At 40.4% G+C, this 22,326-nt stretch carries 27 protein-coding genes; 4 read left to right on the top strand and 23 right to left on the bottom strand.

The window, feature by feature from the left end; translation table 11 throughout:
* Positions 1-140 precede the first annotated feature (140 nt).
* Positions 141-416, top strand: coding sequence for a hypothetical protein (locus NKR21_RS07735; RefSeq protein ID WP_088003904.1), 276 nt, complete (start codon positions 141-143; stop codon positions 414-416).
* A 61-nt stretch (positions 417-477) separates the two neighbouring features.
* Here NKR21_RS07735 and lepB read toward each other — a convergent pair whose 3' ends face one another.
* The 8 genes from lepB to yknW all read right to left on the bottom strand — a co-directional run bounded on the left by lepB (position 478) and on the right by yknW (position 8,775).
* Positions 478-1,050 carry a signal peptidase I gene (gene lepB, locus NKR21_RS07730; RefSeq protein WP_253602575.1) on the bottom strand — a complete coding sequence of 191 codons (573 nt, stop codon included), beginning with the start codon at positions 1,048-1,050 and terminating at the stop codon, positions 478-480.
* 211 nt (positions 1,051-1,261) lie between these two features.
* On the bottom strand, positions 1,262-3,157 hold the full coding sequence (locus tag NKR21_RS07725; protein ID WP_012009806.1) for a PTS fructose transporter subunit IIABC: 1,896 nt from the start codon (positions 3,155-3,157) through the stop codon (positions 1,262-1,264).
* A 13-nt stretch (positions 3,158-3,170) separates the two neighbouring features.
* A complete protein-coding gene (pfkB, locus tag NKR21_RS07720) occupies positions 3,171-4,082 on the bottom strand; it encodes a 1-phosphofructokinase (protein WP_088003908.1) in 912 nt (303 codons plus the stop codon).
* Positions 4,079-4,834 (bottom strand): DeoR/GlpR family DNA-binding transcription regulator, encoded by a 756-nt coding sequence (locus NKR21_RS07715; protein WP_119124791.1) that lies wholly within the window; start codon positions 4,832-4,834, stop codon positions 4,079-4,081. The genes pfkB and NKR21_RS07715 overlap by 4 nt, the downstream gene beginning before the upstream one ends.
* Before the next feature lie 320 nt (positions 4,835-5,154).
* Positions 5,155-6,348, bottom strand: coding sequence for an ABC transporter permease (locus NKR21_RS07710; protein WP_144455913.1), 1,194 nt, complete (start codon positions 6,346-6,348; stop codon positions 5,155-5,157).
* Positions 6,335-7,036 carry an ABC transporter ATP-binding protein gene (locus tag NKR21_RS07705; RefSeq protein WP_144455911.1) on the bottom strand — a complete coding sequence of 234 codons (702 nt, stop codon included), beginning with the start codon at positions 7,034-7,036 and terminating at the stop codon, positions 6,335-6,337. Before NKR21_RS07705 ends, NKR21_RS07710 begins: the two co-directional genes overlap by 14 nt.
* Positions 7,033-8,139 (bottom strand): efflux RND transporter periplasmic adaptor subunit, encoded by a 1,107-nt coding sequence (locus NKR21_RS07700; RefSeq protein WP_144455909.1) that lies wholly within the window; start codon positions 8,137-8,139, stop codon positions 7,033-7,035. The genes NKR21_RS07705 and NKR21_RS07700 overlap by 4 nt, the downstream gene beginning before the upstream one ends.
* Positions 8,140-8,148: 9 nt before the next feature.
* Entirely contained in the window at positions 8,149-8,775 is a 627-nt protein-coding gene (yknW, locus tag NKR21_RS07695; protein ID WP_144455907.1) for a YknW family membrane protein, read from the bottom strand.
* A gap of 519 nt (positions 8,776-9,294) precedes the next feature.
* Here yknW and NKR21_RS07690 point away from each other — a divergent pair.
* Complete coding sequence (locus tag NKR21_RS07690) at positions 9,295-9,672, top strand: Rok-like winged helix domain-containing protein (RefSeq protein ID WP_003211488.1); 378 nt, start codon at positions 9,295-9,297, stop codon at positions 9,670-9,672.
* A 46-nt stretch (positions 9,673-9,718) separates the two neighbouring features.
* On the opposite strand, the gene moaD is transcribed toward NKR21_RS07690, so the two are convergent.
* From moaD to NKR21_RS07660, 6 genes are read right to left on the bottom strand one after another with little or no spacing between them, the layout of a single operon-like run.
* Positions 9,719-9,952 (bottom strand): molybdopterin converting factor subunit 1, encoded by a 234-nt coding sequence (gene moaD / locus NKR21_RS07685; RefSeq protein ID WP_044142043.1) that lies wholly within the window; start codon positions 9,950-9,952, stop codon positions 9,719-9,721.
* Positions 9,945-10,436: a molybdenum cofactor biosynthesis protein MoaE gene (locus NKR21_RS07680; RefSeq protein ID WP_144455905.1), complete on the bottom strand. Its 492-nt coding sequence runs from the start codon at positions 10,434-10,436 to the stop codon at positions 9,945-9,947. Before NKR21_RS07680 ends, moaD begins: the two co-directional genes overlap by 8 nt.
* Positions 10,433-10,957 carry a molybdopterin-guanine dinucleotide biosynthesis protein B gene (gene mobB / locus NKR21_RS07675; protein ID WP_144455903.1) on the bottom strand — a complete coding sequence of 175 codons (525 nt, stop codon included), beginning with the start codon at positions 10,955-10,957 and terminating at the stop codon, positions 10,433-10,435. Before mobB ends, NKR21_RS07680 begins: the two co-directional genes overlap by 4 nt.
* Entirely contained in the window at positions 10,939-12,216 is a 1,278-nt protein-coding gene (locus tag NKR21_RS07670) for a molybdopterin molybdotransferase MoeA (protein ID WP_186299630.1), read from the bottom strand. Before NKR21_RS07670 ends, mobB begins: the two co-directional genes overlap by 19 nt.
* Before the next feature lie 9 nt (positions 12,217-12,225).
* Positions 12,226-13,242 (bottom strand): thiazole biosynthesis adenylyltransferase ThiF, encoded by a 1,017-nt coding sequence (locus tag NKR21_RS07665; RefSeq protein WP_144455899.1) that lies wholly within the window; start codon positions 13,240-13,242, stop codon positions 12,226-12,228.
* A gap of 29 nt (positions 13,243-13,271) precedes the next feature.
* The gene (locus NKR21_RS07660) at positions 13,272-13,853 is read right to left on the bottom strand and encodes a molybdenum cofactor guanylyltransferase (protein ID WP_144455897.1); all 582 of its coding nucleotides are present in this window, start codon (positions 13,851-13,853) and stop codon (positions 13,272-13,274) included.
* A gap of 84 nt (positions 13,854-13,937) precedes the next feature.
* Between NKR21_RS07660 and NKR21_RS07655 the strand changes: the two genes are divergently transcribed.
* Positions 13,938-14,855: a coiled-coil domain-containing protein gene (locus NKR21_RS07655; protein WP_012009793.1), complete on the top strand. Its 918-nt coding sequence runs from the start codon at positions 13,938-13,940 to the stop codon at positions 14,853-14,855.
* A gap of 50 nt (positions 14,856-14,905) precedes the next feature.
* Here NKR21_RS07655 and rok read toward each other — a convergent pair whose 3' ends face one another.
* The 3 genes from rok to ahpA form a co-directional block, all read right to left on the bottom strand.
* Positions 14,906-15,487 (bottom strand): transcriptional regulator Rok, encoded by a 582-nt coding sequence (gene rok / locus NKR21_RS07650; protein ID WP_012009792.1) that lies wholly within the window; start codon positions 15,485-15,487, stop codon positions 14,906-14,908.
* A 470-nt stretch (positions 15,488-15,957) separates the two neighbouring features.
* On the bottom strand, positions 15,958-16,416 hold the full coding sequence (locus NKR21_RS07645; protein ID WP_012009791.1) for a TlpA family protein disulfide reductase: 459 nt from the start codon (positions 16,414-16,416) through the stop codon (positions 15,958-15,960).
* 82 nt (positions 16,417-16,498) lie between these two features.
* Positions 16,499-17,041 carry a biofilm-specific peroxidase AhpA gene (gene ahpA / locus NKR21_RS07640; protein ID WP_144455895.1) on the bottom strand — a complete coding sequence of 181 codons (543 nt, stop codon included), beginning with the start codon at positions 17,039-17,041 and terminating at the stop codon, positions 16,499-16,501.
* 271 nt (positions 17,042-17,312) lie between these two features.
* Between ahpA and NKR21_RS07635 the strand changes: the two genes are divergently transcribed.
* Positions 17,313-18,122 carry a mechanosensitive ion channel family protein gene (locus NKR21_RS07635; RefSeq protein WP_088003924.1) on the top strand — a complete coding sequence of 270 codons (810 nt, stop codon included), beginning with the start codon at positions 17,313-17,315 and terminating at the stop codon, positions 18,120-18,122.
* A gap of 26 nt (positions 18,123-18,148) precedes the next feature.
* Here the strand turns inward: NKR21_RS07635 and NKR21_RS07630 are convergent, their stop codons facing one another.
* The 6 genes from NKR21_RS07630 to NKR21_RS07605 form a co-directional block, all read right to left on the bottom strand.
* Positions 18,149-18,391, bottom strand: coding sequence for a YkuS family protein (locus tag NKR21_RS07630; RefSeq protein WP_003211408.1), 243 nt, complete (start codon positions 18,389-18,391; stop codon positions 18,149-18,151).
* Positions 18,392-18,441: 50 nt separating this feature from the next.
* The gene (locus tag NKR21_RS07625; protein WP_144455893.1) at positions 18,442-19,620 is read right to left on the bottom strand and encodes an N-acetyldiaminopimelate deacetylase; all 1,179 of its coding nucleotides are present in this window, start codon (positions 19,618-19,620) and stop codon (positions 18,442-18,444) included.
* 32 nt (positions 19,621-19,652) lie between these two features.
* Positions 19,653-20,363: a 2,3,4,5-tetrahydropyridine-2,6-dicarboxylate N-acetyltransferase gene (gene dapD / locus NKR21_RS07620; RefSeq protein ID WP_012009788.1), complete on the bottom strand. Its 711-nt coding sequence runs from the start codon at positions 20,361-20,363 to the stop codon at positions 19,653-19,655.
* A gap of 109 nt (positions 20,364-20,472) precedes the next feature.
* Complete coding sequence (locus NKR21_RS07615; protein ID WP_119124785.1) at positions 20,473-20,931, bottom strand: flavodoxin; 459 nt, start codon at positions 20,929-20,931, stop codon at positions 20,473-20,475.
* A gap of 16 nt (positions 20,932-20,947) precedes the next feature.
* Positions 20,948-21,841 (bottom strand): WD40/YVTN/BNR-like repeat-containing protein, encoded by an 894-nt coding sequence (locus NKR21_RS07610; protein ID WP_119124784.1) that lies wholly within the window; start codon positions 21,839-21,841, stop codon positions 20,948-20,950.
* Positions 21,831-22,307 (bottom strand): flavodoxin, encoded by a 477-nt coding sequence (locus NKR21_RS07605; protein ID WP_012009785.1) that lies wholly within the window; start codon positions 22,305-22,307, stop codon positions 21,831-21,833. The genes NKR21_RS07610 and NKR21_RS07605 overlap by 11 nt, the downstream gene beginning before the upstream one ends.
* Between the last annotated feature and the right edge of the window lie 19 nt (positions 22,308-22,326).

Raw genomic sequence — 22,326 nt, 5'->3', positions numbered from 1 at the left:
TTAATCCTCCATCACTCATTCATCATTATGAAGTATAACATGAATAACGTTTGTTAGAAACGTCTCTCACAAAGAACGAAGGCAAATTGTCCAATATGGTATAATAAGTAGGAATGATTGATTGAAGGAGTTCGTGCGATTTGAGATTACTTACACTGATGGAATACTGTTTATTGATTTTCTTTATGGGTATTTATTTATCTGCAACAGGCTTTAATGCGAGGGATTTTGGCCTTTATATTGGGCTTGTGCTTATTTACACACTGGTACACATCTTTTCGAAACGCTTTTTACAAAAGCGAGGGAAAGAAAATCATAAGGTCGGATTGTTCCGATCTGTTTTAGCCATTACTGGGTCTGTCTTTGCTTCTGTGTTGGCGATTGTGCTCATTGTTACGGTGCTCACGCCAAATTAAAAACGACCCTACTTTTAAGGGTCGTTTAAGCACTTTTCTCACACACCTGAGAAGAGTGCTTTTATTTTGTTTGCCGAATGTCGCCAAATGGGAAGAAAACAAATTCTGATGTCCCGACAACCCGATCCTTTTCAATGAGTCCAAGTCCATTTCTGCTGTCCATGGAATTGAGTCTATTGTCCCCCATCACAAAATAATCGTTTTTCGGTACTTTCACTGGACCAAAATCCCCTGTCAAATGCACTTCATACTCTTTCGCATGTGCCTTGTTCTCTTTTAAATAAGGCTCATCAACTTTTTTACCATTAATGTAAAGTGTATCATCCTTCATTTCAATCGTGTCTCCCGGGAGACCGATTAATCGTTTTAAATAATGAATTTTCTGGCCATCTTTTCCATTAATAATCACGATGTCACCTCGTTTGACACCACCTAGATAGTTAATGGTTTTGTTGACGAACAGTTTTTCCCCATCATGAAGGGTCGGTTCCATCGACTCTCCTTCCACCACATACGGCTCAAATATAAACGTACGGATGAGCAAGACGAGCGCAAGTGCAATTAAAATGGCTTTGATCCATTCAAACAGTGAACTTTTCTTCTCTGTTTTGGCTTGTTTTACATCAGATTGAATATCATTTTCGTTTTGTTTGTTTTCTTCGTTCAAAATACTGCTTCCTCCTAAGACTTTCTGCTAAAAGACTTGAAACACGAATTGAATAACTTTACTTTATCACATGTCATTTAAAAATTCACAAGACAACCATTCAATTAGATATTTTTTCCTAATTTGTTCATTATTAAACAAAAAGAAGCACCGCTCTTCACGATGCTTCTCTTCTGAATTACGCTTCTAGTTTCACTGGTTTTTTCAAAATACCGAGTAAAATCGCTGTTACAACGGCACCGATTAAGATGCTGATAATATAAAGAACTGGATGATTTGTTACCCAGAAAACGAATAGTCCGCCGTGCGGTGCAGGAAGCGTGACTCTAAAGAATTCTGTTAATCCGCCAGCCACAGCTGCTCCAATGACAGCTGAAGGAATCACTCGTAGAGGGTCAGCCGCTGCAAACGGAATCGCCCCTTCAGTAATAAAGGCAGCTCCCATGAAGTAGCATGTAATCCCTGCTTCTCGGTCACGTTTTGAGAATTTATTTCTAAAAATTGTTGTAGCTAGTGCAATACCTAGTGGTGGTACCATTCCGCCTGCCATAATAGCAGCGTGCGGTGCATAGTTTCCAGCAGCAATCATCGCAAGACCAAAGGTGTAAGCCGCTTTGTTAATTGGGCCACCCATATCAATTGCCATCATACCTGCTAAGATAATGCCCATTAAGACAAGGTTACCAGTACCTAAAGTTTCAAGCCAATGAGTTAATCCGTCCATCACCATTTTTACTGGTGTGTTCACAATGTAATGCATGATGATACCTGTGAAGAAAATACCAAACAATGGATACAGCAGAACCGGTTTAATTCCGTCGAGTGACTGCGGTACGAATGTGAATACTTTTTTAAGTAACACAACGACATAACCAGCAAGGAAACCGGCGATGAGTCCGCCTAAGAACCCAGCACCTGCTGCTGACGCCATAAATCCACCGACCATACCCGGCGCAAAACCTGGACGATCTGCAATACTCATCGCAATAAATCCTGCTAATACAGCCACGATTAAGGCAAGTGCATTATCTCCGCCAATTCCTTTTAATACAGCTGCAAATGAATTAAATGAAGGGTCTTTAGGATCTGCTGAGTTAATTCCCCAGAAGAATGAAATTGCAACAAGAATACCGCCTCCGACAACAAATGGAAGCATGTTGCTTACACCGCTCATTAAGTGCTTGTAAAAACCACTTCTCCCTTTGCCAGATGACTCATGTTCGTCTTTTGAAGAACTGCCGCCAGAGCCTTTATAGATCGGCGCATCTTGATTAACTGCTTTTTCAATCAACTCCTGCGGACGACGGATTCCTGCTGTCACAGGTACTTCAATGACATGTTTGCCTTTAAAGCGTTCCATTTCAACTTGCTTGTCCGCTGCCACAATAATGGCTGGAGCTTCTTCGATTTCCTTTGCAGTAAGGGCGTGTTTAATACCGCCAGAGCCGTTTGTTTCGACTTTAATGTCAATGCCCATTTCTTTCGCTTTTTCTTTCAAAGCATCTGCTGCCATAAATGTATGTGCAATACCTGTTGGACAAGCTGTTACTGCTAAAATCTTAGCTGGTTTACCTGCTACAACAGGCTCCTCTTGAACTTCCTCTTCTTCTTCTTCATCGTCCTTATCATGCGTATTGATGATATCAATGATTTCATCTTCAGTAGCCGCTTCAAGTAGCTGCTTTCTGATTTCTTCACGCATCAAAAGTGTTGATAAACGAGAAAGCGCTTCTAAGTGCGTGTTGTTCGCGCCTTCAGTTGCTGCAATCATAAAGACAAGATGACTCGGCTGCGCATCCAGTGATTCATAATCTACACCAGCTGTCGAGCGGCCAAATGCAATGGCAGGCTCTTTGACACTTGCTGTTTTAGCGTGAGGGATAGCAATTCCTTCACCAATACCAGTAGAGCTCTGTTTTTCACGGTTGAGCACTGCTTCTTTGTAGCCCTCTTTATCATTTAGCTTGCCTGCTGTATCTAAAACAGTGACTAGTTCTTCAATGACGGCTTCTTTCTGCTGGCTGTCTAATTGAAGCTTAATGGTCTGTTTTGTGAGTAGTTCTGTTATTTTCATGATGACTCCTCCTTTAAATGCGTGTGACTTTTACTTGTGGTAATAGTGTGTCGACAAGCTCTTTGGTCCCAAGCTCCTCAGAAAATGCTGTAGCACTGCCTGATGTGACGCCAAGCTTAAATGATTCTTCAATCGAAAGACCTTTCGAAACGCCGGCTAAAAATCCTGCAACGACTGAATCCCCTGCACCAACTGAATTAACAAGCGTACCCTTTGGAACGTTGGACTGATAAATCCCTTCCTTACTGAATAAGAGAGCACCATCTCCAGCCATGGATACGATGACATGTTCAGCACCTTGTTCTAACAGCTTCTTCCCATAAGGAATGGCTTCTTCCGCAGTAGAGATGCTTGTCTCAAACATTTCACCTAGTTCATGATGGTTTGGCTTCATTAAGAACGGTTTCAAGCCTGCTGCTTTTTTTAAGGCTTCTCCAGAAATATCAAGGACCACTCTAACGCCTTGCTTTTCGCATACCTCAGCGATACGTTCATACGTGTTATGCGGCAATGAAGAAGGAATGCTGCCAGCTAACACAACGACATCACCTTCAATCAATGAAGTAAATTGAGACAGAAACGAATCAAATTGCGCTTCAGTAATTGATGGGCCAAGTCCGTTGATTTCGGTTTCTTCTCCGGTTTTTAGTTTCACATTAATTCGTGTATCTTCTGACACCTCGTGAAAGGCTGTTTGTAATTGTTCGTTTTGTAAAAAGTCTTGAATATATTTGCCTGTAAATCCACCTATGAATCCAAGCGCCTTTGATTCAACACCGTGACGTTTTAAAAGCCTTGAGACATTGATCCCTTTTCCGCCTGGATATTTTTTGTCATAGGTTGAACGATTCAAACCGCCGACTGCAAAATCCTCCACGTGTACGATGTAATCAACTGATGGGTTTAAAGTAACTGTATAAATCATGTTTTCACTACCTTTATAACCGTTTTTTCATGGTAATTATCGAATGAATCCTCTTTTGCGTCGTTTGTGATAATGGTGGCTTCCTGTAAACTAGCAAAGGTTGAAAACGATATTTCGCCAAACTTCGAGGCATCTGTTAAGATATAGGTTTTTTTCGCCTGCTTCATGGCCCTTTTTTTCATGAGCGCTTCCTCTGGATCAGGTGTTGTAAACCCCGCCTCGGGATGAATGCCGTTCGTCCCAACAAAGCTTTTGTCAAAACGATAATGTTCCATCGCCGTCAAAGCTGCGGCTCCGACCATGGCTCCTGTTCGATGTTTCACTGATCCGCCTATCAAGTAAAAAGAAATGCCTTTTCTCATGAGTGCTTCAATGTGCATAACACCGTTTGTCACCACAACAATATCTTGATCTGGATCGATATATTCAATCATTTGCTGTGTGGTCGTACCAGCATCTAAATAAATACAATCGCCTTGTTTTAAAAGTGCAGCAGCTGCCTCCGCAATCAATGATTTTTCTTGAAGGTTTTTGGCAGATTTCTCAAATACATCTGGTTCAAGTCGGATACTTGATATCTTGGCTGCTCCCCCGTGGACTCTTTTTAGAAATCCTTTTTCTTCAAGGGCTGATAAATCTCTTCTAATAGTAGATTCAGATGCATCCGTCATAATCGTTAAGTCCTGTATTTTGATGACATCATTTTCTTCTAAACAGTCGATAATGAGTTGATGTCTTTCCGGTGTTAACATGAAAACACCCCCTTTTGAAAACGTATTCATTTTGCGCGCACCTTTATTGTAATCGCTTTTTCAACATTATCAATACAAAACAATCAAATACATTCAATAACTATCAAAATCTTTCACCATGGTCATCTTACCTTTATATGTACCATTTGTAAACTGAAAAATATGTGACATTAAGATGAAAGTCATGATCTTAGCATTTCTATCATTTTTCATTTCATTCAATAGAACTAAAAAAAGCTTTTATGCGATGTGCATAAAAGCTTTTGATACTTGATTACAGCGGAATTCACACTGATTGTATGCTTTTTCTCTTTCCGAAATTATTCATATCTAAGAGAATCAATCGGATCTAGTCTTGCTGCTTTATTCGCAGGAATTAACCCAAAAACAATCCCAATTAGCATACTAAACAGCACACCTATACAGATGATTTGCCAAGATACTAAGGACGGCCAGCCAGCAATGAGTGATACTAACGAGGCACCGCCTATACCTAGTGCAATCCCCATCAACCCACCGATCATGGTTAACACGACAGACTCAATTAAAAATTGAACGAGTATTTGAGCTCTCGTTGCTCCAATTGCTTTTCGAATACCGATTTCCCTTGTCCTCTCTGTCACAGAAACAAGCATGATATTCATCACTCCGATACCGCCGACAAGTAACGAAATTCCAGCTATTGAGCCAATGATTGTTGTCATAACGGACGTGATTTGACCGATGCCTTCTGCGATTTCTTCCATATTGATCATTTCATAAGCATCTTCTGTATGATGATTTTCATTTAATAATGCAGCCGCATTCTTCCCTACTTCCTTCATTTGATCAGCATGTGCGACTTGAATTGACAACTTATCGTATTCATTGATCCCAAATGTGGAGGTAAGCATTGCAAATGGGACATATACTTCATTCATATCGAATGAAAGCATCCCTTTCTGTTTGGCTAGAACACCGATGACTTCAACTGGCTGTCCGTTCATCCAAATCATTTCGCCCAAGGCCTTCTTGCCATTAAATAATTCTTTTTGTAAGCCTTCAGAGATCAGGGCGGCTCTTCTGCCGCTTCTAAAGTCAATATCTTTTAAATTCTGTCCTTCTGCTATTTGTAATGAATGGACATTCGTATACCCTTCATTTATACCGTTAACTGTCGCATCCACTGTCGTATCTTGAAATCTCAGCTGCATTCCTTGCGCAGTCGAAGAGGCAACCTGATTCACTCCATTTATTGTCTTAATGCTTTTAATGTCTTCTTCAGTAAATGTGGCGTCGAATAAAGCATTAGGATTTGCATTTAACTCTTCGTCAGAAGGCGTATACGTCATATCAACGGTATTGTTTGGACCTGAAATCGATCCTTTTAGCATTTGCTCGCCGCCTTGACCGATTGCTACAACCGCAATGACTGATCCAACACCAATAATAATCCCAAGCATCGTTAAAATAGAACGTAATTTATGAGCTAAAACAGAATTCATCGCTATTTTGATATTTTCAAAGAGTTTCATTCATAGCGTCCCCTTGTGTCAATCTATCTTCAACGAGTCGTCCATCTCTTACAACGACCGTTCGATTTGTATATGCAGCTATTTCTTCTTCATGGGTAACAAGTACAATCGTTGTCCCTTCCTCATTCAACTTCGTAAACTGTTCCATGATTGAGAAGCTTGTTTTTGAGTCAAGAGCGCCTGTCGGTTCATCTGCTAAGATAAGCTGCGGCTTATTGACAATTGCACGAGCAATTGCCACCCTTTGCTTTTGCCCTCCCGACAACTCACTCGGCATATGTTTCATTCGGTCTGCCAAACCAACCTTTTCAAGTGCCATCTCTGCGCGTTCTTTTCTTTCCTTTTGACTGATACCGGCGTAAATCATCGGAAGCTCAACATTACGCCTCGCATTTAACCTCGGCAACAAGTGAAATTGCTGAAAGACAAATCCAATGAATTGATTTCGAATCACTGCGAGGTCTTGATCCTTTGCTGCTGACAGCTCTCTTCCTTGAAAATGATATTGTCCTGTAGTTGGCCGGTCTAAACAGCCAATGATATTCATTAACGTCGATTTTCCAGAGCCAGACGGGCCCATAATGGACATATACTCGCCTTTTTCAATGACAAGATCGATCTCACTTAATACATCAAATGCTTCTTGGGCAACCTCATAGCTTTTTGTCACGTTTGAAAGCTGAATCATTCAGCATTCACTTCCATTCCGTCATACATGTCATCTGATGGTTGAGAAATGATTTGATCCTCAGCTACGACACCTTTTGTCACTTCAAAGTCTTTACCTGACGTTTCCCCTAGCTCCACTTTTATTTTTTTAAGTACATTCTTTTTGACAACATAAACGTATTGCCCATCATCCTCTTTTTTTACAGCTGATTCGGGAATCGTTAGGGCTTGACGCTTATCTGTTTCAATTTCCATGATCATTTTAAAACCAGGTTTTGCTTCAGGTTTTTTTCCCTTTATTTCGATTTCAACTGGATATTGCACCGTTTGATCACCTGCAGTTGTTTCAGATGCTGCCTGAGCAGGTACACCCCCTACTTTTTTCACGACTCCTTGCCAGCTCTTTCCGCGAATGACATCAGATGTGATCTTTACTTTTTGTTTCTTTTTCACTTTTATGGCGTCATACTCAGAAATCAATCCTCGCACAATCATTTTTTTCTCATTGCCAATATGAATAATCGGCTGCCTTTCTTCCGGCTTTCCTGCCCCTTCTTCTTGTTCAATGGAAATCACTGTACCGTCAATTTTACTATGTACGGTTAAATCTTCTATTTGTGCTTTTACTTTTTCTTGGCTGATCTCTGCTTGTTTTTGTTCTAATTCAGCTGCTTTCAGTTCTAACTCAAGCTGGTCTCGCTCATTTTTAGGATTTGTGGCGGATTCGCCTTCTTGTTTTTTGTCTAATTCGCTCAATCTATTTTGTAATTGTTCGCGTTTTAACGTACTAGATTCAGCCGCAAGAGCTTGCTGCTCTTCTTCAAGCTCCAGCTCTCTATTTTCATATGTAAGAAGCGGCGTCCCAGGCTTTACCTTTTCTCCTTCTTTTACAGAAATCCCCTTCAAATGTCCCTTGTCCTCTTCTGCATAAATAAATTGCTCTTCAGAGAATGAAAGTGTGCCTGGTGTCATGACCTTAGTGGTGATTTCTTTTTGCATGGGTTTTACTGTTTTAATCGCTGCTGTTGAAGCAGGCTTTGATTGATTTTTTGCAATGTTAAAGCCAATAAATAGACCGATAACAATAATAAAAATGGATCCGATGATGATTTTCTTTCTCATAAAGACATTCTACCCCCAGCTTACTGATATGGTGATTGCAGTTCCTACATATTGAAAAATGATAGATAAGAGATAAAAGACTCCTATAATAGTCCAAGTTATTCTTGGCGATATATGACAAACTTTCATCAATAAAAAGCCTGTTAAAACAAGATTCCAGATCACAAATAGATCTATATTGGCAAGCACAGCATGCCATGGACCAGACGTTTGAATGAGTGCATTTAATGAGGTGATTGTGGTGTTTTTTGGTACATGGAACAGAATGATGGACAGATGAGAAATAATCGTCCCAACGATCGTAACTGGTGTAATAAACAGGACCGCTGAAAACAGCTGCTGAAACGATGCATCACCCTTTGCTAAAAATACGATGAGCTTATATATTGCAGCATTAACCACAAGCCCGAGAAGGAGACCGATGAGCGTCACCACATAAACGACCGATACCGGCAAGCTTAAATCTGCCCACATTCCTTCATTCACCAGCTCTGACAAATAAGTCACAATCACTGTTAAAAGAAGGACACAAGTTAAAGGCCACCAAACCACCGGATTCTCCCATACTCTTTTCAGGTGCTCTGAAGGTCTTGTACTCACCCCAATGATCGTAGGCTTTTGCACATTTTCTTTCATCAAATGTCATCCTCTCTATGCTATACAAGTATGCAAACGCACATGTTCTCTCTTTATCTTTCTATTTTATCAAAAGATTGCCAATAAGTGATGGATGATTTGATTTTCTTGTTTTCATTGCGGAAAAAATGATCTATTATTCTATTTTCATGTATGAAACCCTCCAAATGACACCGTGACCAGACCATATTCATATCAAAAAATTGAGGTTTTACTGACGTAAAAACGTTTTATCAAAAAAAAAACACATGTCTTTCGGAATAAATATCCTTTTCCTTTGAATTTGGTTGATCTTCGTGAGACACAACAATTTTTTGTTAAAATAATCCTAGTAATTTCAACAAATCCCGGCTTTATAGGACTATGATTGTTTTCTTTTATAGAACAAATGAGCCTTTAGTAACAATACTTTCATATTAAAAAATTAAAAATATCATGATTTTACTTGATCAAAAGTTATTTTTTCATATAATGTAAAATAGAGGTAGGTTAAATGATAGTGGAAATGGAGTCAAGTGAATGTTAAGAGAAAAATTGAAAACGCAATTGATTTTACTTTATGAAAAGGAACAAGAAGCATGGCAATACTTTCGAAAGGAAAGAGAACTGATTTATCATGAGCTCAAATTACTTGATATGAAAGAAAGCAGACCTTCTAATGACAAAATATACTACGCTGCTAGATGTGTAGATATTATTAAAGAGAAAAAGGGAAGCATTGTGAGCACAAAAGAATTAAAAGAACAGCTTCAAGCCCAGACAGATTTCAATGTGAGACGAATTAGCGAATTGTATGATCTGATACAGCAGCTCGATCCTCACATTTCTAAAGCACGAAGGGGATGTTTTATTTACGAAGATCACACCCAAATACCTCTACAATCTTTTCACACATAAAAAATTGGTTACAGCCACTGGCCATAACCAAATCCTCTAATATCTATTATCCACCACTTACAGGAGGAATGAATGCAACAGTGTCCCCGCTACGCACTTCAGCGTTTCCCCTCGTATATCGTTCGTTGACTGCAACCATCACGTTTTGTGCAGCATCAACACCATATACCTCCTGTAATTCTAATTTAATCTCATCAACCGTTGTTTGATCTTTTTGAATGATGATTTGTTGTTTACCGGCCTTCTCAGCAAGGCCGGCGAACAATAATACACTAATCAAGCTCATCACCTTCTTTCTTTGCTAGTTGAAGATCGTTAGGTTTACCCTCAGGATATGAAACTGTTTCAAGCTGATCACCTATCCAGGCTTCCCCGTCTTCCCAATATTCTTTTTTCCAAATCGGCACGATTTCCTTAATTCGCTCAATGGCATATTCGTTCGCTTCGTATGCAGCCTTCCTATGAGGAGATGAAACGGCTATCGCAACAGCAATATCCGTTATATCAAGTGTCCCGATCCGGTGCACAATCGCCGCTTCAGTATCAGGCCACCGTTTCTTGATTTCCTGTCCAATTTGACTTAGCATGCTTTCGGCCATTGGTATGTATGCTTCATAAGTTAAGCGCAGCGTTTTCTTACCTTTTGTCCACTCTCTGACCGTCCCGATAAATGTCGTAATGGCCCCTGCATTCCGACTTGTCACGTGCTGAATCAATTCATTCACATCAATCGGCACTTTTGTTATTTTAAACAGTTCACTCAAAAAGAGCCGCCTCCCTTCAATAAGTTATAACAAAATGTATTCGCATCCTTTTCAAAGGCTGAAAACACTGGAAAAGAATAATTTTCGGCTAACTGAAACTCTTGAGAAAAATAAATAGCTGCTTCTATATTGGAAAGGGTTGAAAGATCAATAAGCTCCTCTTCATTCTTCACACAAATGATTTTGCGGTATGGTGCCTGTTTATACCCTTCTATCAAGACTGCGTCTAATGGAAGATGCTGACACATGCTGAGCAATTGCTTTAACGTGATGTGCTGCATCGAAAAGTGAAATTCACCCTCCCCTTCCACGCCAGCGGCAAATGCACCCGCCCCGACATATCGATCGGTGTCTTTTTCTTTCAAAAGACGATCTGGTTTACCGCCATGTCCATGGTGTTTAAAGCAGCCTAGCTTCAGCCCATCAAGTACAGCTAGCTGACAGATCTTTTCAATTAACGACGTCTTTCCGCTGTTTTGATAACCGACCACCTGTAATATACTTAATGTGTCATCCAGCATAGGGAACCCTCACCTTCGTGCTGAAACAGCAGAACATGTACCTGATCACCGGCCTTAAAACCTCTTGTTCCACCTGGCAGCACGATGAAGCAGTTAGCCTCTGCAATTGAGGTGACGGCACTTGATTTATCAAGACCTGTTGGGGTCACACTGAGCTGACTGCCCGTGAATTGAAGTGCTGCTCTGACAAATCGAGTGAACGGATTGGCTTTTGGAAAATCGTGTGTCAGCTTCGCCTCAGCAAAATCAGGGAACGGCTGTTTCTTCAAAGACCATTTATAGATCATCGGTTTCACAAATAATTCAAAGCCAACAAAACAGGCAGCAGGATTTCCTGACAGGCCAAACAGCAGTTGACCATTTGGCATTGCAGCAACCGTCGTCACACTTCCGGGTCTCATGGCCACTTTATTAAATAGTACTTCAGCTCCCAGTTTTTCATAAATTGCGGGGAGAAAGTCAAAATCACCTACTGAAACTCCGCCTGTTGTGATTAAGAAGTCTACCTTCTCTAAGGCTGCTTTGACTGCTTGATAGCTTTTGTCAAAATCATCGGACACACCACCTAAATCAAGCGGCTCACCCCCAGCTTCGAGGATCTGGGCATAAACCATACTAAGGTTACTGTTTCTAATCTTCCCATCCACCATCGCATCACTCACTTGAAGAAGCTCTGTACCTGTTGAGATGATGCCAATCACTGGCTTTTTGACCACTGGGACGACCGCATATCCAAATGTAGCCAATAGGGCTGTCACGCCCGGAGTAACTTTGGTTCCTTTTTTGAGCATCACATTCCCTTCAAGTACCTCTTCTCCTTGACGAGAAATATTGTCCCCTTTTTTCAGCGGTCTTTTAAGTGACATATATGATTTTCCATCTTTTTCAAAGGTTTTAGTCAGCTCAAGCATGATGACGACATTTGCTCCATTCGGGATTTTTGCTCCTGTCATGATACGGATGGCTTGGAAGGAACCGATGGTTTTTGCTGAGACCACTCCTGCTCCAATATGATCAATGACCTCAAATTCAACCGGATGCTCGCTTGACGCTTCTTTTGTATCCTCTGCCCTAAGTGCAAAACCATCATACGGGGAACGATCAAATGCAGGAACATCATGATCTGCCAAAATATCTTCTGCAATGAACCTTTCAAGGCTATTTCTTAAAGGCACCCATTCTACTTGTCCATCCTTTTCATATTGATGGACTTTCTGAATGGCTTCTTGTACTGGAATTGGCTGACGTCTTTCCATCACACTTCACTCCTATATCCCTAGCAGTTTTGCTAGTAATGAATTGGCTGCTTTTTCATCATTTGTCCCATGAATTAATGCACGTCCACCTTTGAAAATGACAATACGATATGACTCATAGCGGACATGGATTAAGAAGTCATTCACTTCCATCTCACAAATAGATGACAGCCGTTCTTTCACATGCTGAAATGATAGGTTAGCTAAATCCTTAGATACAACTTGTACGGTATCCCGCCCGCATAGAATCGTCGTTTTTTTACGTTGCTCGTGTAAATAAGGATAGGTTCTATCTTTGCCGCAAGATGGACAGTCCTTCTGCTTAGTATGAGACAAATCCATTTTAAACGAGGTCGCCTGCCAAAGATCAAATGTGACAAATTTCCGTTCGATTTGATCTTCATGTCCTGTTAAATATTTTAGCGCCTCTGTTTGCTGATAAGCAGAAACCATCTGAACTGCTGGAGAAATAATCCCCGCTGTATCACACGTCAAGCCGCCAACAGGCATTTCTGTAAAGACACACGATAAACACGGCGTTTTATCCGGCAAAACGGTCATATACATCCCCTGACTGCTTACACAAGCGCCATATATCCAGGGCGTCTTCGTTTCCTGCGATAAATCATTCATGATCATTCTCGTCTCAAAATTATCCGTCGCATCAATGACTATATTTGCGTTTTGAAATAACGGTCTTAACAGCTCAACACCTGCATCTTCAATTAGGGCATCTATGGTTACTTCATGATTGATCTCTTGGAGACGTTTTTTTGCCGCAGCTGCTTTTGGCACATGTGCCTTTGCATCATGTTCTGTGTAAAGCTGCTGCCGCTGTAAATTTGAAAACTCTACATAATCACGATCAACTATCGTTAACGTGCCGATTCCAGACCGGACAAGCCCTTCTGCTGAGGCCGTTCCAAGTGCACCCGCTCCAACAATTAGAACATGACTGTCAGCAAGCGCACGCTGACCCTTTTCCCCAACCGGAGGGAACAAGATTTGTCTTGAATATCGATCATTCAATGCTGTTCTCTCCTCACCATTTTTATGTATCATATCATACCGTTTTCAGGTAAATCGTTTCTTTTATTGATATTTCGAAATTCGTTTGGCGTTGCGTTCAGTTCCTCCTCTGAGACGATACGAACCTTTAGCCTTTGTATTAAATCTTTCATGGCTAATTGGTTCTCTTTTAAACACGCATCAATGGTCAGCAGACAGCGGTGGTGATAAAGCGCAAATAAAGGCTGTAATCTGCCCTGAACAAGCGGGATCATTGCGTCTACGTGCTCGCTACAATAGGACGATAATGCTTCGGCGGTCTCCCTCCGTATGAAAGGCATGTCACATGCCGTTACTAAATACCATGCTGCTTCTTTCTTTTGCATCGCCGTATACATACCGGCAAGCGGCCCGTATCCGCGTACCTGCTCATCATCTAACCACACATCTCGTTCACCTCTTTCTTTAAAAAAGGTCAGAAGTGATGGATGGCTGATGATGACCGTCTGTCCTTTCAAAAGCTGTTTTTTCACATGCTCATATAGTGGTTTTCCTTGATACATATAACTTGCCTTTGGCTCTCCAAAACGTCTCGATGCTCCTCCAGCTAAAATGACATTGACTACGTCCATCCGCTCTCCCTCCTTTGATATGGTTGTTCTAATCACTCTCATCTCGCATACTTTATTGATAACATGAATAAGGAGGGTCTATCGATGAACAGGCGTCCTGCTTCTCCCCTATTCCATGATCTATCTCAAGAGAATTTGTACTTAAAAGCGGAAGCAGCAAAATATCAACAAATGATCTCTGATTTACAATCCTCATATACGTATTCTAAAAATAAGAAGTTAACTCAAGAATATCATGAGATGAAAAAGGATTACACGCAATTAAAGCAACAATTGGATGAAATGACCATTGATCAAGATCATACGGCCTCAAAAATACAGGATCTTTCCTACAGCAAATCTGAATTGTTACATAAAATAGTCCTGCTTCATGAAATGCTCCAAAAAGAAACCTTTCATAGAAGGAAAGAAACGGAAGAAAAACACCGATTGCATTTAAAAGTCATTAAATATAAGGAAATCTCTCAACAATTAAATGAACGGATGCAGGATCAAGATAAACGGCTTGCAAAAGAGGAGAAAAAAGGAAATACTTTATCCGCTGTGATTGAGAAACTGCAGCAAACATTAAGTGATAAAAACGCAGAGCTTCATCTATTACAAGAAGGCGTTAAACACCTGCAAGAGCGTTTTTATGAAACACAAGAGAAATTACTGCAAATCGAAAAAGCAAAGGAAGCGATTTTTTATGAAACGCTCATCAGCTATCAAAAGCAGTTAGCCGAAAGCGAGGAATGGATCGCATCTCATTTTGCTGATATTGATCAGTCAGCCCAAACAAATTCACAGCCATTCTCGCGAGAAACCCTCCTGCAAACAACGGAAGAAATCGAACCTATCTTGAAAAAGCTGAACGAACAAGTTCAAACGCTCCAAGCACAAGTTGATGCGGTGCAGCAAAATGGAGAAATCATGACAGTGAAGATTGATGGCTTCAAAAAACAGCGTGACCACCTGCCAAAGGAACGAAGAATTGTCTATACGGTTGATCAAAAAAAGTAATTCTCGCAATAAAAAAACTGCTGGCTTGACGTCAGCAGTTTCTTTTTTATTTATTCGTCTTCTGTTTGAATATCGCCTTCTAGAATATACTGTCCGCGATATGGCTTTTTCACTTCAGGATACATTTTAATTAAGCTTTGCATAAACGTTGTCATATTTGGAATTTCAAGACCGCTCTCTTTTTCAATTTCTTTTTGAAGTTCAGAGCTTTTAATCGCCGCATTATGACGCTTTAACGTTTTAATTGCAGCTTCACGAAGTTTAGCTGCCTTTGAACCAGGGCGGGCTGTGCCTCTTCTACGTCTTGTAGATCCTTCAGGAATACCTACAGGTGCACCGTTTAGCTGCCCTGTTCCTAAAGATGATGCAGAATTAGATTGTGATTGTGCAGGCGGCTGGTAACTTCTCATTTCCTGTGCAGCCAGCTCAGCTAATACAGGCAGTGAATCCGTTTTTCTTTCTGTACGCACTTCTTTTTTTGTATCTGACACTAGACCTGTTCCTTGACGGTCTAATTCTCTTAATTTTGCATAAATCGCATCTCGCTCAATTTGATATTCACGGATGACCTTTACTTCTGCCTCGTTTAATTGTTCCAATCGTAATCGTAACGCTTCCCTCTCATTAAACAATGGATTTCCCCCTCATCATATAAAAAATATTCTATAGTAAATATTAGATTAGAAAACTAATTTTATCAACTATTTTTTTATCATTTTACAGTTTGTTATCAGATAGGTATTTTCAACTAAAATTTTGCCAAAGAGGAACAATCGGCATCCATTTCATTGCCACTAAAGGCTTTTGACAAACCTTAAAATATTGTAAAAAATTTGAATAAACACTTATACTACTTGATTTACATCGTTATTTACCAAACTGAAATTTCTTTTGTGCAAAAACGTTCTGAATAGTAAAAAGTTAAAATCTTTACATTTTCATTTCAAAACAAAAATGTAAATAGGTCTTTACGCCTTTTTGTTTCAGGAATATTTTTTAATAAACTCCCTCAATTTCTCTTTTCTTAAGAAGAACAAGTCCATTCCGTGCAATAGGTCGCCTATTTTTGTCCATGAAAAAACCCCCAATGATGGGGGAAGGCCTATTCTGCAGCCTTTTCAGACTCTGAAAGCACTCGATTGACACGTTTCTCAAGCATCTTCATCCCGCTTCCGCCAGCTTGGAAGTGACGCAGAGCACCTGTTTTATCAAATACATAATATGCTGGTACATATTCATTTTCAAAGGCTTCTGTTAATTTATGATCACTATCCACAAAAATTGGCTGCGTGATTTCATGCTCATTCGCAACTTCCTTGATCTTATCCAGATCTAAGTCATCCTCTGATCGCGGCATATGAACGGCTATCACGTTTAATTGATCCTTGTATTCATCACGGAATTGATTGACTTGAGGCATTGCCTCTTTACAAAGATGACAGCTGACTGACCAGAAATGAATCAATGTTGGTTTCTCACCAATTAGATCTTCTTTTGTTACTTCTCCATTTAACCATTCTTTTGCACCAGTTAGTTCTGGCATTGGTTGACGTAATTTCATTATGAAGCGCCTCCATCCATTGTATGTGTCGAAACAAAAAGGTCTAACATCAGTTAGACCCTCCTGTTTCTTCAGCTATCAATTAAAGTGTTTTTTGACCAGGCTTCCAGTTCGCTGGGCAAAGTCCACCAGTTTGTAATGCTTGAAGAACACGTAATGTCTCATCTACATCACGACCGATATTGTTGTGGAATACTGTTTGATATTGAAGTTCGCCTTCTGGGTTGATAATGAATAGACCGCGAAGTGCAATTCCTTCTTCTTCAATTAAAACGCCGTATTCTCTAGATACTGTGTGGTTTGTATCAGCAGCTAGCGGATATTTCAATTCACCTAGACCATTGTCTTTACGGTCTGTGTTGACCCAAGCAAGATGCGTATGGATTGTATCAGTAGATACACCAATAATTTCAGCATCTAAATCTTCGAACTCATCATAACGATCGCTCATTGCTGTAATTTCAGTTGGACAAACAAATGTGAAATCCATTGGATAGAAGAAAAGAACTGTCCATTTGTCATTCTTCATGTTTTCTTCTAGACTCACTTTACCAAATTCCTTGTTAGCAAGTACTGCTTCCATTTCAAAACGTGGAGCTTGTTTTCCTACAAAACGCTCTGCCATATGTAAATCCCTCCAAAAATAATATCTTTATACAGACTTCTAAGCTGTATATAAAATGAGAATCAAAAGTTGAAATTCTCATTTAGTTAATAACTTCACAATTATAATTATAATACTTAAGCGGTTTTTAGTCAATATTAATTAATAATAAATTTAATTAACGACTTGTCACAATCTCTTGCTCCACTTAACAAAAGTTTAACATGTCTTGCAGAAGGGAACAAATGATTAGCTTCTCTATTAGAGCATACATAGAAAGGTTTTGAAGATCATGAAAGCATTTGAACAAGTAGATTGGGTTTCCATTATCCTCAATAGCAGTATGATTTTGCTAAAACTAATCGCTATTTTCGCGATTTACTTTATCATCAGAGCCATCGGAAATAAGATGATTAAGCGTGCCTACTCCACATTCTCTGAAAAGCATGATGTCTCTTTATCAAGGGCTCAGACGCTGCAAAGTCTTACGTTGAATATTTTCGCCTACATATTGATTTTTATTCTAGTCGTCATGATCCTCGACTTATTTCATTATAATCCGACCGCTTTGCTAGCTGGTGCAGGGGTTGTGGGGCTTGCGATCGGCTTTGGCGCTCAAGGTCTAGTGAGTGATATTGTGACAGGTTTTTTTATCCTGTTAGAGAAACAATTCGATGTGGGAGAATATATAACAGTTGCTGGATTTGATGGGATCGTAGAACAAATTGGACTTAGAACCACGCAGCTTAGAAGCTTTGACGGCACCCTTCATTTTATTCCAAATCGAAGCATATTGAACGTGAGCAACCATTCAAGAGGCACTATGCAGGCACTCGTTGATATCGAGCTATCTCCAGAAGAGAATGTGGATCAAATGATCACTGCCCTTCAAGCGGCGTGTGATGAAGTGCGGGAAGACATTCCTCAAATTATCGAAGGGCCTCAAGTTGTCGGCGTGGAGGCGTTCGGTTCCTCTTCCCTCGTACTGCGCATCATTGCAAAAACCGAAACAATGGAGCAATGGCGAGTAGAACGAATCCTGCGCAAAAAAATGAAAGAAGTACTCGATATAGAAAAAGAGCAAAAAGAACCGGGACGATAATCTACCGGTTCTTTTTATTGTTTGTTTTATTGAACACGCTGTTCTACTTCTTGACAAATTTCATCAGCCGTCATACCAGACGCGGTAATCACAGATGCCTTTGTCGTTGTGTCTGAAATGCCAAGAACATTTGAATCTAGTCCTGTGACGACATAGCAGTCACACTGATCCATTTGCTGTTCATTTTGAATACGTACGACGTCATATCCTTTTTGCTTCAGTAGTTCTTCTACATCAGATAAAGATGGTTCTACACCAATTCTTGTCATAATCAAGAACACCTCCTGTTCATAAGGTGTACAGGAGGCAGCTTGTTTATTCATTCACCTGCTTGCTTTTTGAAATAAGCCGTCATAACATTTACTGCTGTTTCTATCGCTTTTTCATCAGGCATAAGTTTTGCATGATGCAGACCATATTCTGAATCGACCCCTAACCAAAACATGAATCCAGGGTATTTTTTCAGCATGTAACCAAAATCTTCTCCTGTCATGGCCTCTCTGCATTCAACCACATTCGCAAGTCCTTCTTCAGCAACATAAGACATAAATTCTTCTGTCAGTTCCTTTGAATTATCCACTTCGTAATAAGATGAAGGGTATCGCACGGTTGCCTTACATTCGTAGCCAATTTCAATCCCTTTTGCTAGTGCTTCAATTCGCTTTCTCACTTTTTCCATAGATTCTGGTGAAAGTGTACGAATGGTGCCATCAAGCTTTGCGTGCTGCGCAATGATATTTTGAGCCGTTCCCCCGGTAATCGTGCCAATCGTAATGACGGCACTATCAAGAGGATCCACATTACGAGAAATAACCGATTGCAGTTGACCTACAAGTGCACTCGCAGCCACAACCATATCATTCGCTAAATGAGGGTAAGCAGCGTGTCCACCTTTTCCTTCAAGATCAATCACAAGCTCACTCGTATTGGCAAAAAGCAGCCCTGGCTTTGTGGCTATCGTTCCGACAGGATATTCAGGTGCAATATGCAGTGCTGTAATAAAATCTGGCGTCCATTTTTTCAGCACATCACTTGTCAGCATCGGTTCAGCTCCGCCCGGACCTTCTTCTGCCGGCTGGAACATAAATAATAGATCTTCTTTAATTGGCTCATGAACGAAATGATCAATGATCCCAAGTGCAATGGTCATATGAAGATCATGTCCACACGCATGCATCTTCCCTTCATGTACTGATTGAAATGGATACCCTGTATCCTCGGGAATAGACAGACCGTCCATATCTGCTCGATACGCAAATACTCGCTCAGGATTTGTTCCCTTTACTTTAACAAAAAGTCCAGTTCGCCATGTTTCCAATTCAATGCGATCTTTTGAATAAGCATCAAGATGCTTGATGAGATACGCTTGTGTTTTGAATTCTTTAAAACCAAGCTCAGGGATTTGATGTAAATCTCTTCGAATGGATATCAATTGCTCACGATTTAACAAGTGAACTCGCTTCCTTTCCTCTATACGAATAAGACGTGGATATATCATCCACGTCTATGTCTTCAGCTGCGAATTATGAATTAAAGCTGACGCAGTTCTTGTTTAATTTCTGTTTTACCTTTTGTTTTTTCATCAATGTCTTTGATTTTCTTTGCAGGTGTACCTGCTACAACTGTGTAAGGTTCTACATCGTTCACAACGATCGCACCTGCAGCTACGACTGCACCTTTACCAATTGTCACACCTTCTAGAACAACAGCATTCGCACCGATGACAACATCATCTTCTACGACAACTGGCTTAGCAGACGGTGGCTCAATGACACCTGCAAGAACAGATCCAGCACCGATATGACAGTTCTTACCTACTGTCGCACGGCCGCCAAGCACTACGTTCATGTCAATCATTGTTCCTTCGCCGATCACAGAACCGATATTAATAGAAGCCCCCATCATGATGACTGCATTATCACCGATTTCAACTTGGTCACGAATAATCGCACCTGGCTCAATACGTGCTTTAATGTTCTTTAAATCTAACATTGGGATGGCAGAGTTGCGGCGATCATTTTCCACAACAACATCTTCAATTTTGTCTTTGTTCGTTTCTAGCGCTTCTTGAATGTCGCTCCACTCACCGAAAACAACTCCAGTGTTTCCTGTGATGAACGTTTTTGCCTGTTCACCAAACTCAATACCTTCTAAATCACCTTTAATGTAGACTTTGACAGGTGTTGATTTTGTACTATTTTGAATAAATGAAATAATTTCATTAGCGTCCATTTGTTTCATGTATGTATGTCCTCCTCTTAATTTATACTTCATTACTGTACCAAAGGAGAGTTTTAATGACAAGTGAAAGAGTTGACTCTTCAATGGAAAATAAAACAAGCGGGACTGATTACCCCGCTTCCTGCTGGTGCACATGAACAAATTGTTTGCCAAAAGAAATCAATTTCTCTTCTTCGTCTCCTTCTGGATTTAGCTCGATCTTGACGGATGGCAGGACAATGTCACCGCCAAGTTCCTTCACTTTTTCTTCGATTAGGTCAACAGCTCCGCAAAAATGCTCATAAGATGTGTCCCCGGAACCGAATACCGCAAATGCTTTTCCCGTTAAATCAAGCTCTTCCATTTCTTCATAAAAATCAATAAAATCATCAGGAAGGTCACCATCCCCCCATGTGTACGCTCCTAACATAATGTGCGTGTAATCATTGAGAAGCTCTGCATCAATATCCATCGCTTCATGACGGTCCACGCCAGCCCCTGCTTCTGTGATTCCTTTTTCAATTAGATCTGCCATCGCTTCTGTATTCCCAGACATTGTGGCATACACTAGTAAAACCTTTTCTGTCACTTTTTCTTCCTCCTTATCAATGAATCAATGCCGGCTCCTCATATGGCCTTACAAACTTGCTTTCATATAAACCAGCACAGAAAAAGTTTTCATTTTGATTGGCTACACGAAAACCGTGTCCTTTAATCGTATCAAACCATTTGAGCTCTTTTTGCTCTATATCAAGCTGATACACTTTAGAAAACCCGTGTTCGTCTTGTGAAGTTGTCACATACACAATGCCATTATCCTCTGACACATCCAAAAATGATTCCTCTCTAGCAAAGGCTTGTGATTGAATATCATGCAGTATATTGGTATGTAAATCTAAAATTTGAACAGATCCCTTTTTGCCTTTTTTTGACCCCAATGCGCAAACAAGCAGATGCTCCTGACAGAGCAGCATAGAAGCTGTCATCCGGTGCTTCTCTCTGTTTAGGAGGAAAACCTGTTCACTCTCCAAGTCATACACCCATATTCCTCCGTGAACCTCATGAATTTGAGTGCCAATATAAAGATGATCACCCGCAGCACATAAAGAACGAATAACAGGCGGATGGTTCACATGAGCAAATGGCTTCATAATTTCCCAGGAAATCCCGAAATCATTTGACACATAAATACTATGTTTTCCATGTGCACACACAAACCCGTCTTTGCGTCCTGTAATAGACCAAACGACTGCATTTGTTGGAAAGGATGATAGCGCCCATGTATAGCCTTCATCTCCAGATCTAATCACTGTACCGTTTTCACCAACACCGAATAAATAAGGTCCAATGTAGCTGATGGCATGAATTTTATGCTTGAGTTTAAACAGTTGCTGCCACCCGCTCTCCACATTGTAGTAAAAAATACCTTCACGTTTTACAGCAACAAAGTACCCGCCGCTTTTAGATGCAGCAACGGCCGTCGCTCCTTTATGAAACATGATTTTCAACTCGTTTCTCAGATAGCGCCGCCCACGTTAAAAAGCTTGTCGCAAATTCCTGACAGCACGCCACATCCTCATCTGTATCAGGCGCAAGCTCCATTTTCAATGTTTCAGGAAATACAGATGCACCAGTTGATTTGAGCATGTCATGAAATGTATGGACAGCCTCACAAAACTTCGGGTAGCTGTAATCTCCAGATCCGAACACAGCTGCTTTGATGTCACTTAGTTCAAGCGCAGAAACCTCTTCATAAAAATCCTCTGCTTCATAAGGTAAATCACCATCACCCCATGTATAAGAACCGATGAACACATAATCGTATGAAGAAAGGTCCTCTGCGCTTGTATCATCAAATTCCAACATCTCTGTATCGATCCCTTTTCCTTCTAGTGTTTGTTTTATGATCGCTGCCATATCTTCTGTATTACCAGACATACTCGCAAATGCAATTAGTGCTTTCATCTATTGGTCACCTCATCTA

The organism is Bacillus sp. 1735sda2 (assembly GCF_024159245.1).
Taxonomy (GTDB): Bacteria; Bacillota; Bacilli; order Bacillales; family Bacillaceae; genus Bacillus; species Bacillus pumilus_O.
The sequence above is the reverse complement of the archived record's forward strand: the minus strand, read 5'-3'. Positions and strand labels throughout refer to the sequence as shown.

Coding starts and splice junctions, on each gene's coding strand:
- NKR21_RS07725 (WP_012009806.1), bottom strand. CDS start 3,157: ATGAAAATAACAGAACTACTCACAAAACAGACCATTAAGCTTCAATTA.
- pfkB (WP_088003908.1), bottom strand. CDS start 4,082: ATGATTTATACAGTTACTTTAAACCCATCAGTTGATTACATCGTACAC.
- NKR21_RS07715 (WP_119124791.1), bottom strand. CDS start 4,834: ATGTTAACACCGGAAAGACATCAACTCATTATCGACTGTTTAGAAGAA.
- NKR21_RS07710 (WP_144455913.1), bottom strand. CDS start 6,348: ATGAAACTCTTTGAAAATATCAAAATAGCGATGAATTCTGTTTTAGCT.
- NKR21_RS07705 (WP_144455911.1), bottom strand. CDS start 7,036: ATGATTCAGCTTTCAAACGTGACAAAAAGCTATGAGGTTGCCCAAGAA.
- NKR21_RS07700 (WP_144455909.1), bottom strand. CDS start 8,139: ATGAGAAAGAAAATCATCATCGGATCCATTTTTATTATTGTTATCGGT.
- yknW (WP_144455907.1), bottom strand. CDS start 8,775: ATGAAAGAAAATGTGCAAAAGCCTACGATCATTGGGGTGAGTACAAGA.
- NKR21_RS07690 (WP_003211488.1), top strand. CDS start 9,295: ATGTTAAGAGAAAAATTGAAAACGCAATTGATTTTACTTTATGAAAAG.
- mobB (WP_144455903.1), bottom strand. CDS start 10,957: ATGCTGGATGACACATTAAGTATATTACAGGTGGTCGGTTATCAAAAC.
- NKR21_RS07660 (WP_144455897.1), bottom strand. CDS start 13,853: ATGGACGTAGTCAATGTCATTTTAGCTGGAGGAGCATCGAGACGTTTT.
- NKR21_RS07655 (WP_012009793.1), top strand. CDS start 13,938: ATGAACAGGCGTCCTGCTTCTCCCCTATTCCATGATCTATCTCAAGAG.
- NKR21_RS07645 (WP_012009791.1), bottom strand. CDS start 16,416: ATGAAATTACGTCAACCAATGCCAGAACTAACTGGTGCAAAAGAATGG.
- ahpA (WP_144455895.1), bottom strand. CDS start 17,041: ATGGCAGAGCGTTTTGTAGGAAAACAAGCTCCACGTTTTGAAATGGAA.
- NKR21_RS07635 (WP_088003924.1), top strand. CDS start 17,313: ATGAAAGCATTTGAACAAGTAGATTGGGTTTCCATTATCCTCAATAGC.
- NKR21_RS07630 (WP_003211408.1), bottom strand. CDS start 18,391: ATGACAAGAATTGGTGTAGAACCATCTTTATCTGATGTAGAAGAACTA.
- NKR21_RS07625 (WP_144455893.1), bottom strand. CDS start 19,620: ATGATATATCCACGTCTTATTCGTATAGAGGAAAGGAAGCGAGTTCAC.
- dapD (WP_012009788.1), bottom strand. CDS start 20,363: ATGAAACAAATGGACGCTAATGAAATTATTTCATTTATTCAAAATAGT.
- NKR21_RS07610 (WP_119124784.1), bottom strand. CDS start 21,841: ATGTTTCATAAAGGAGCGACGGCCGTTGCTGCATCTAAAAGCGGCGGG.
- NKR21_RS07605 (WP_012009785.1), bottom strand. CDS start 22,307: ATGAAAGCACTAATTGCATTTGCGAGTATGTCTGGTAATACAGAAGAT.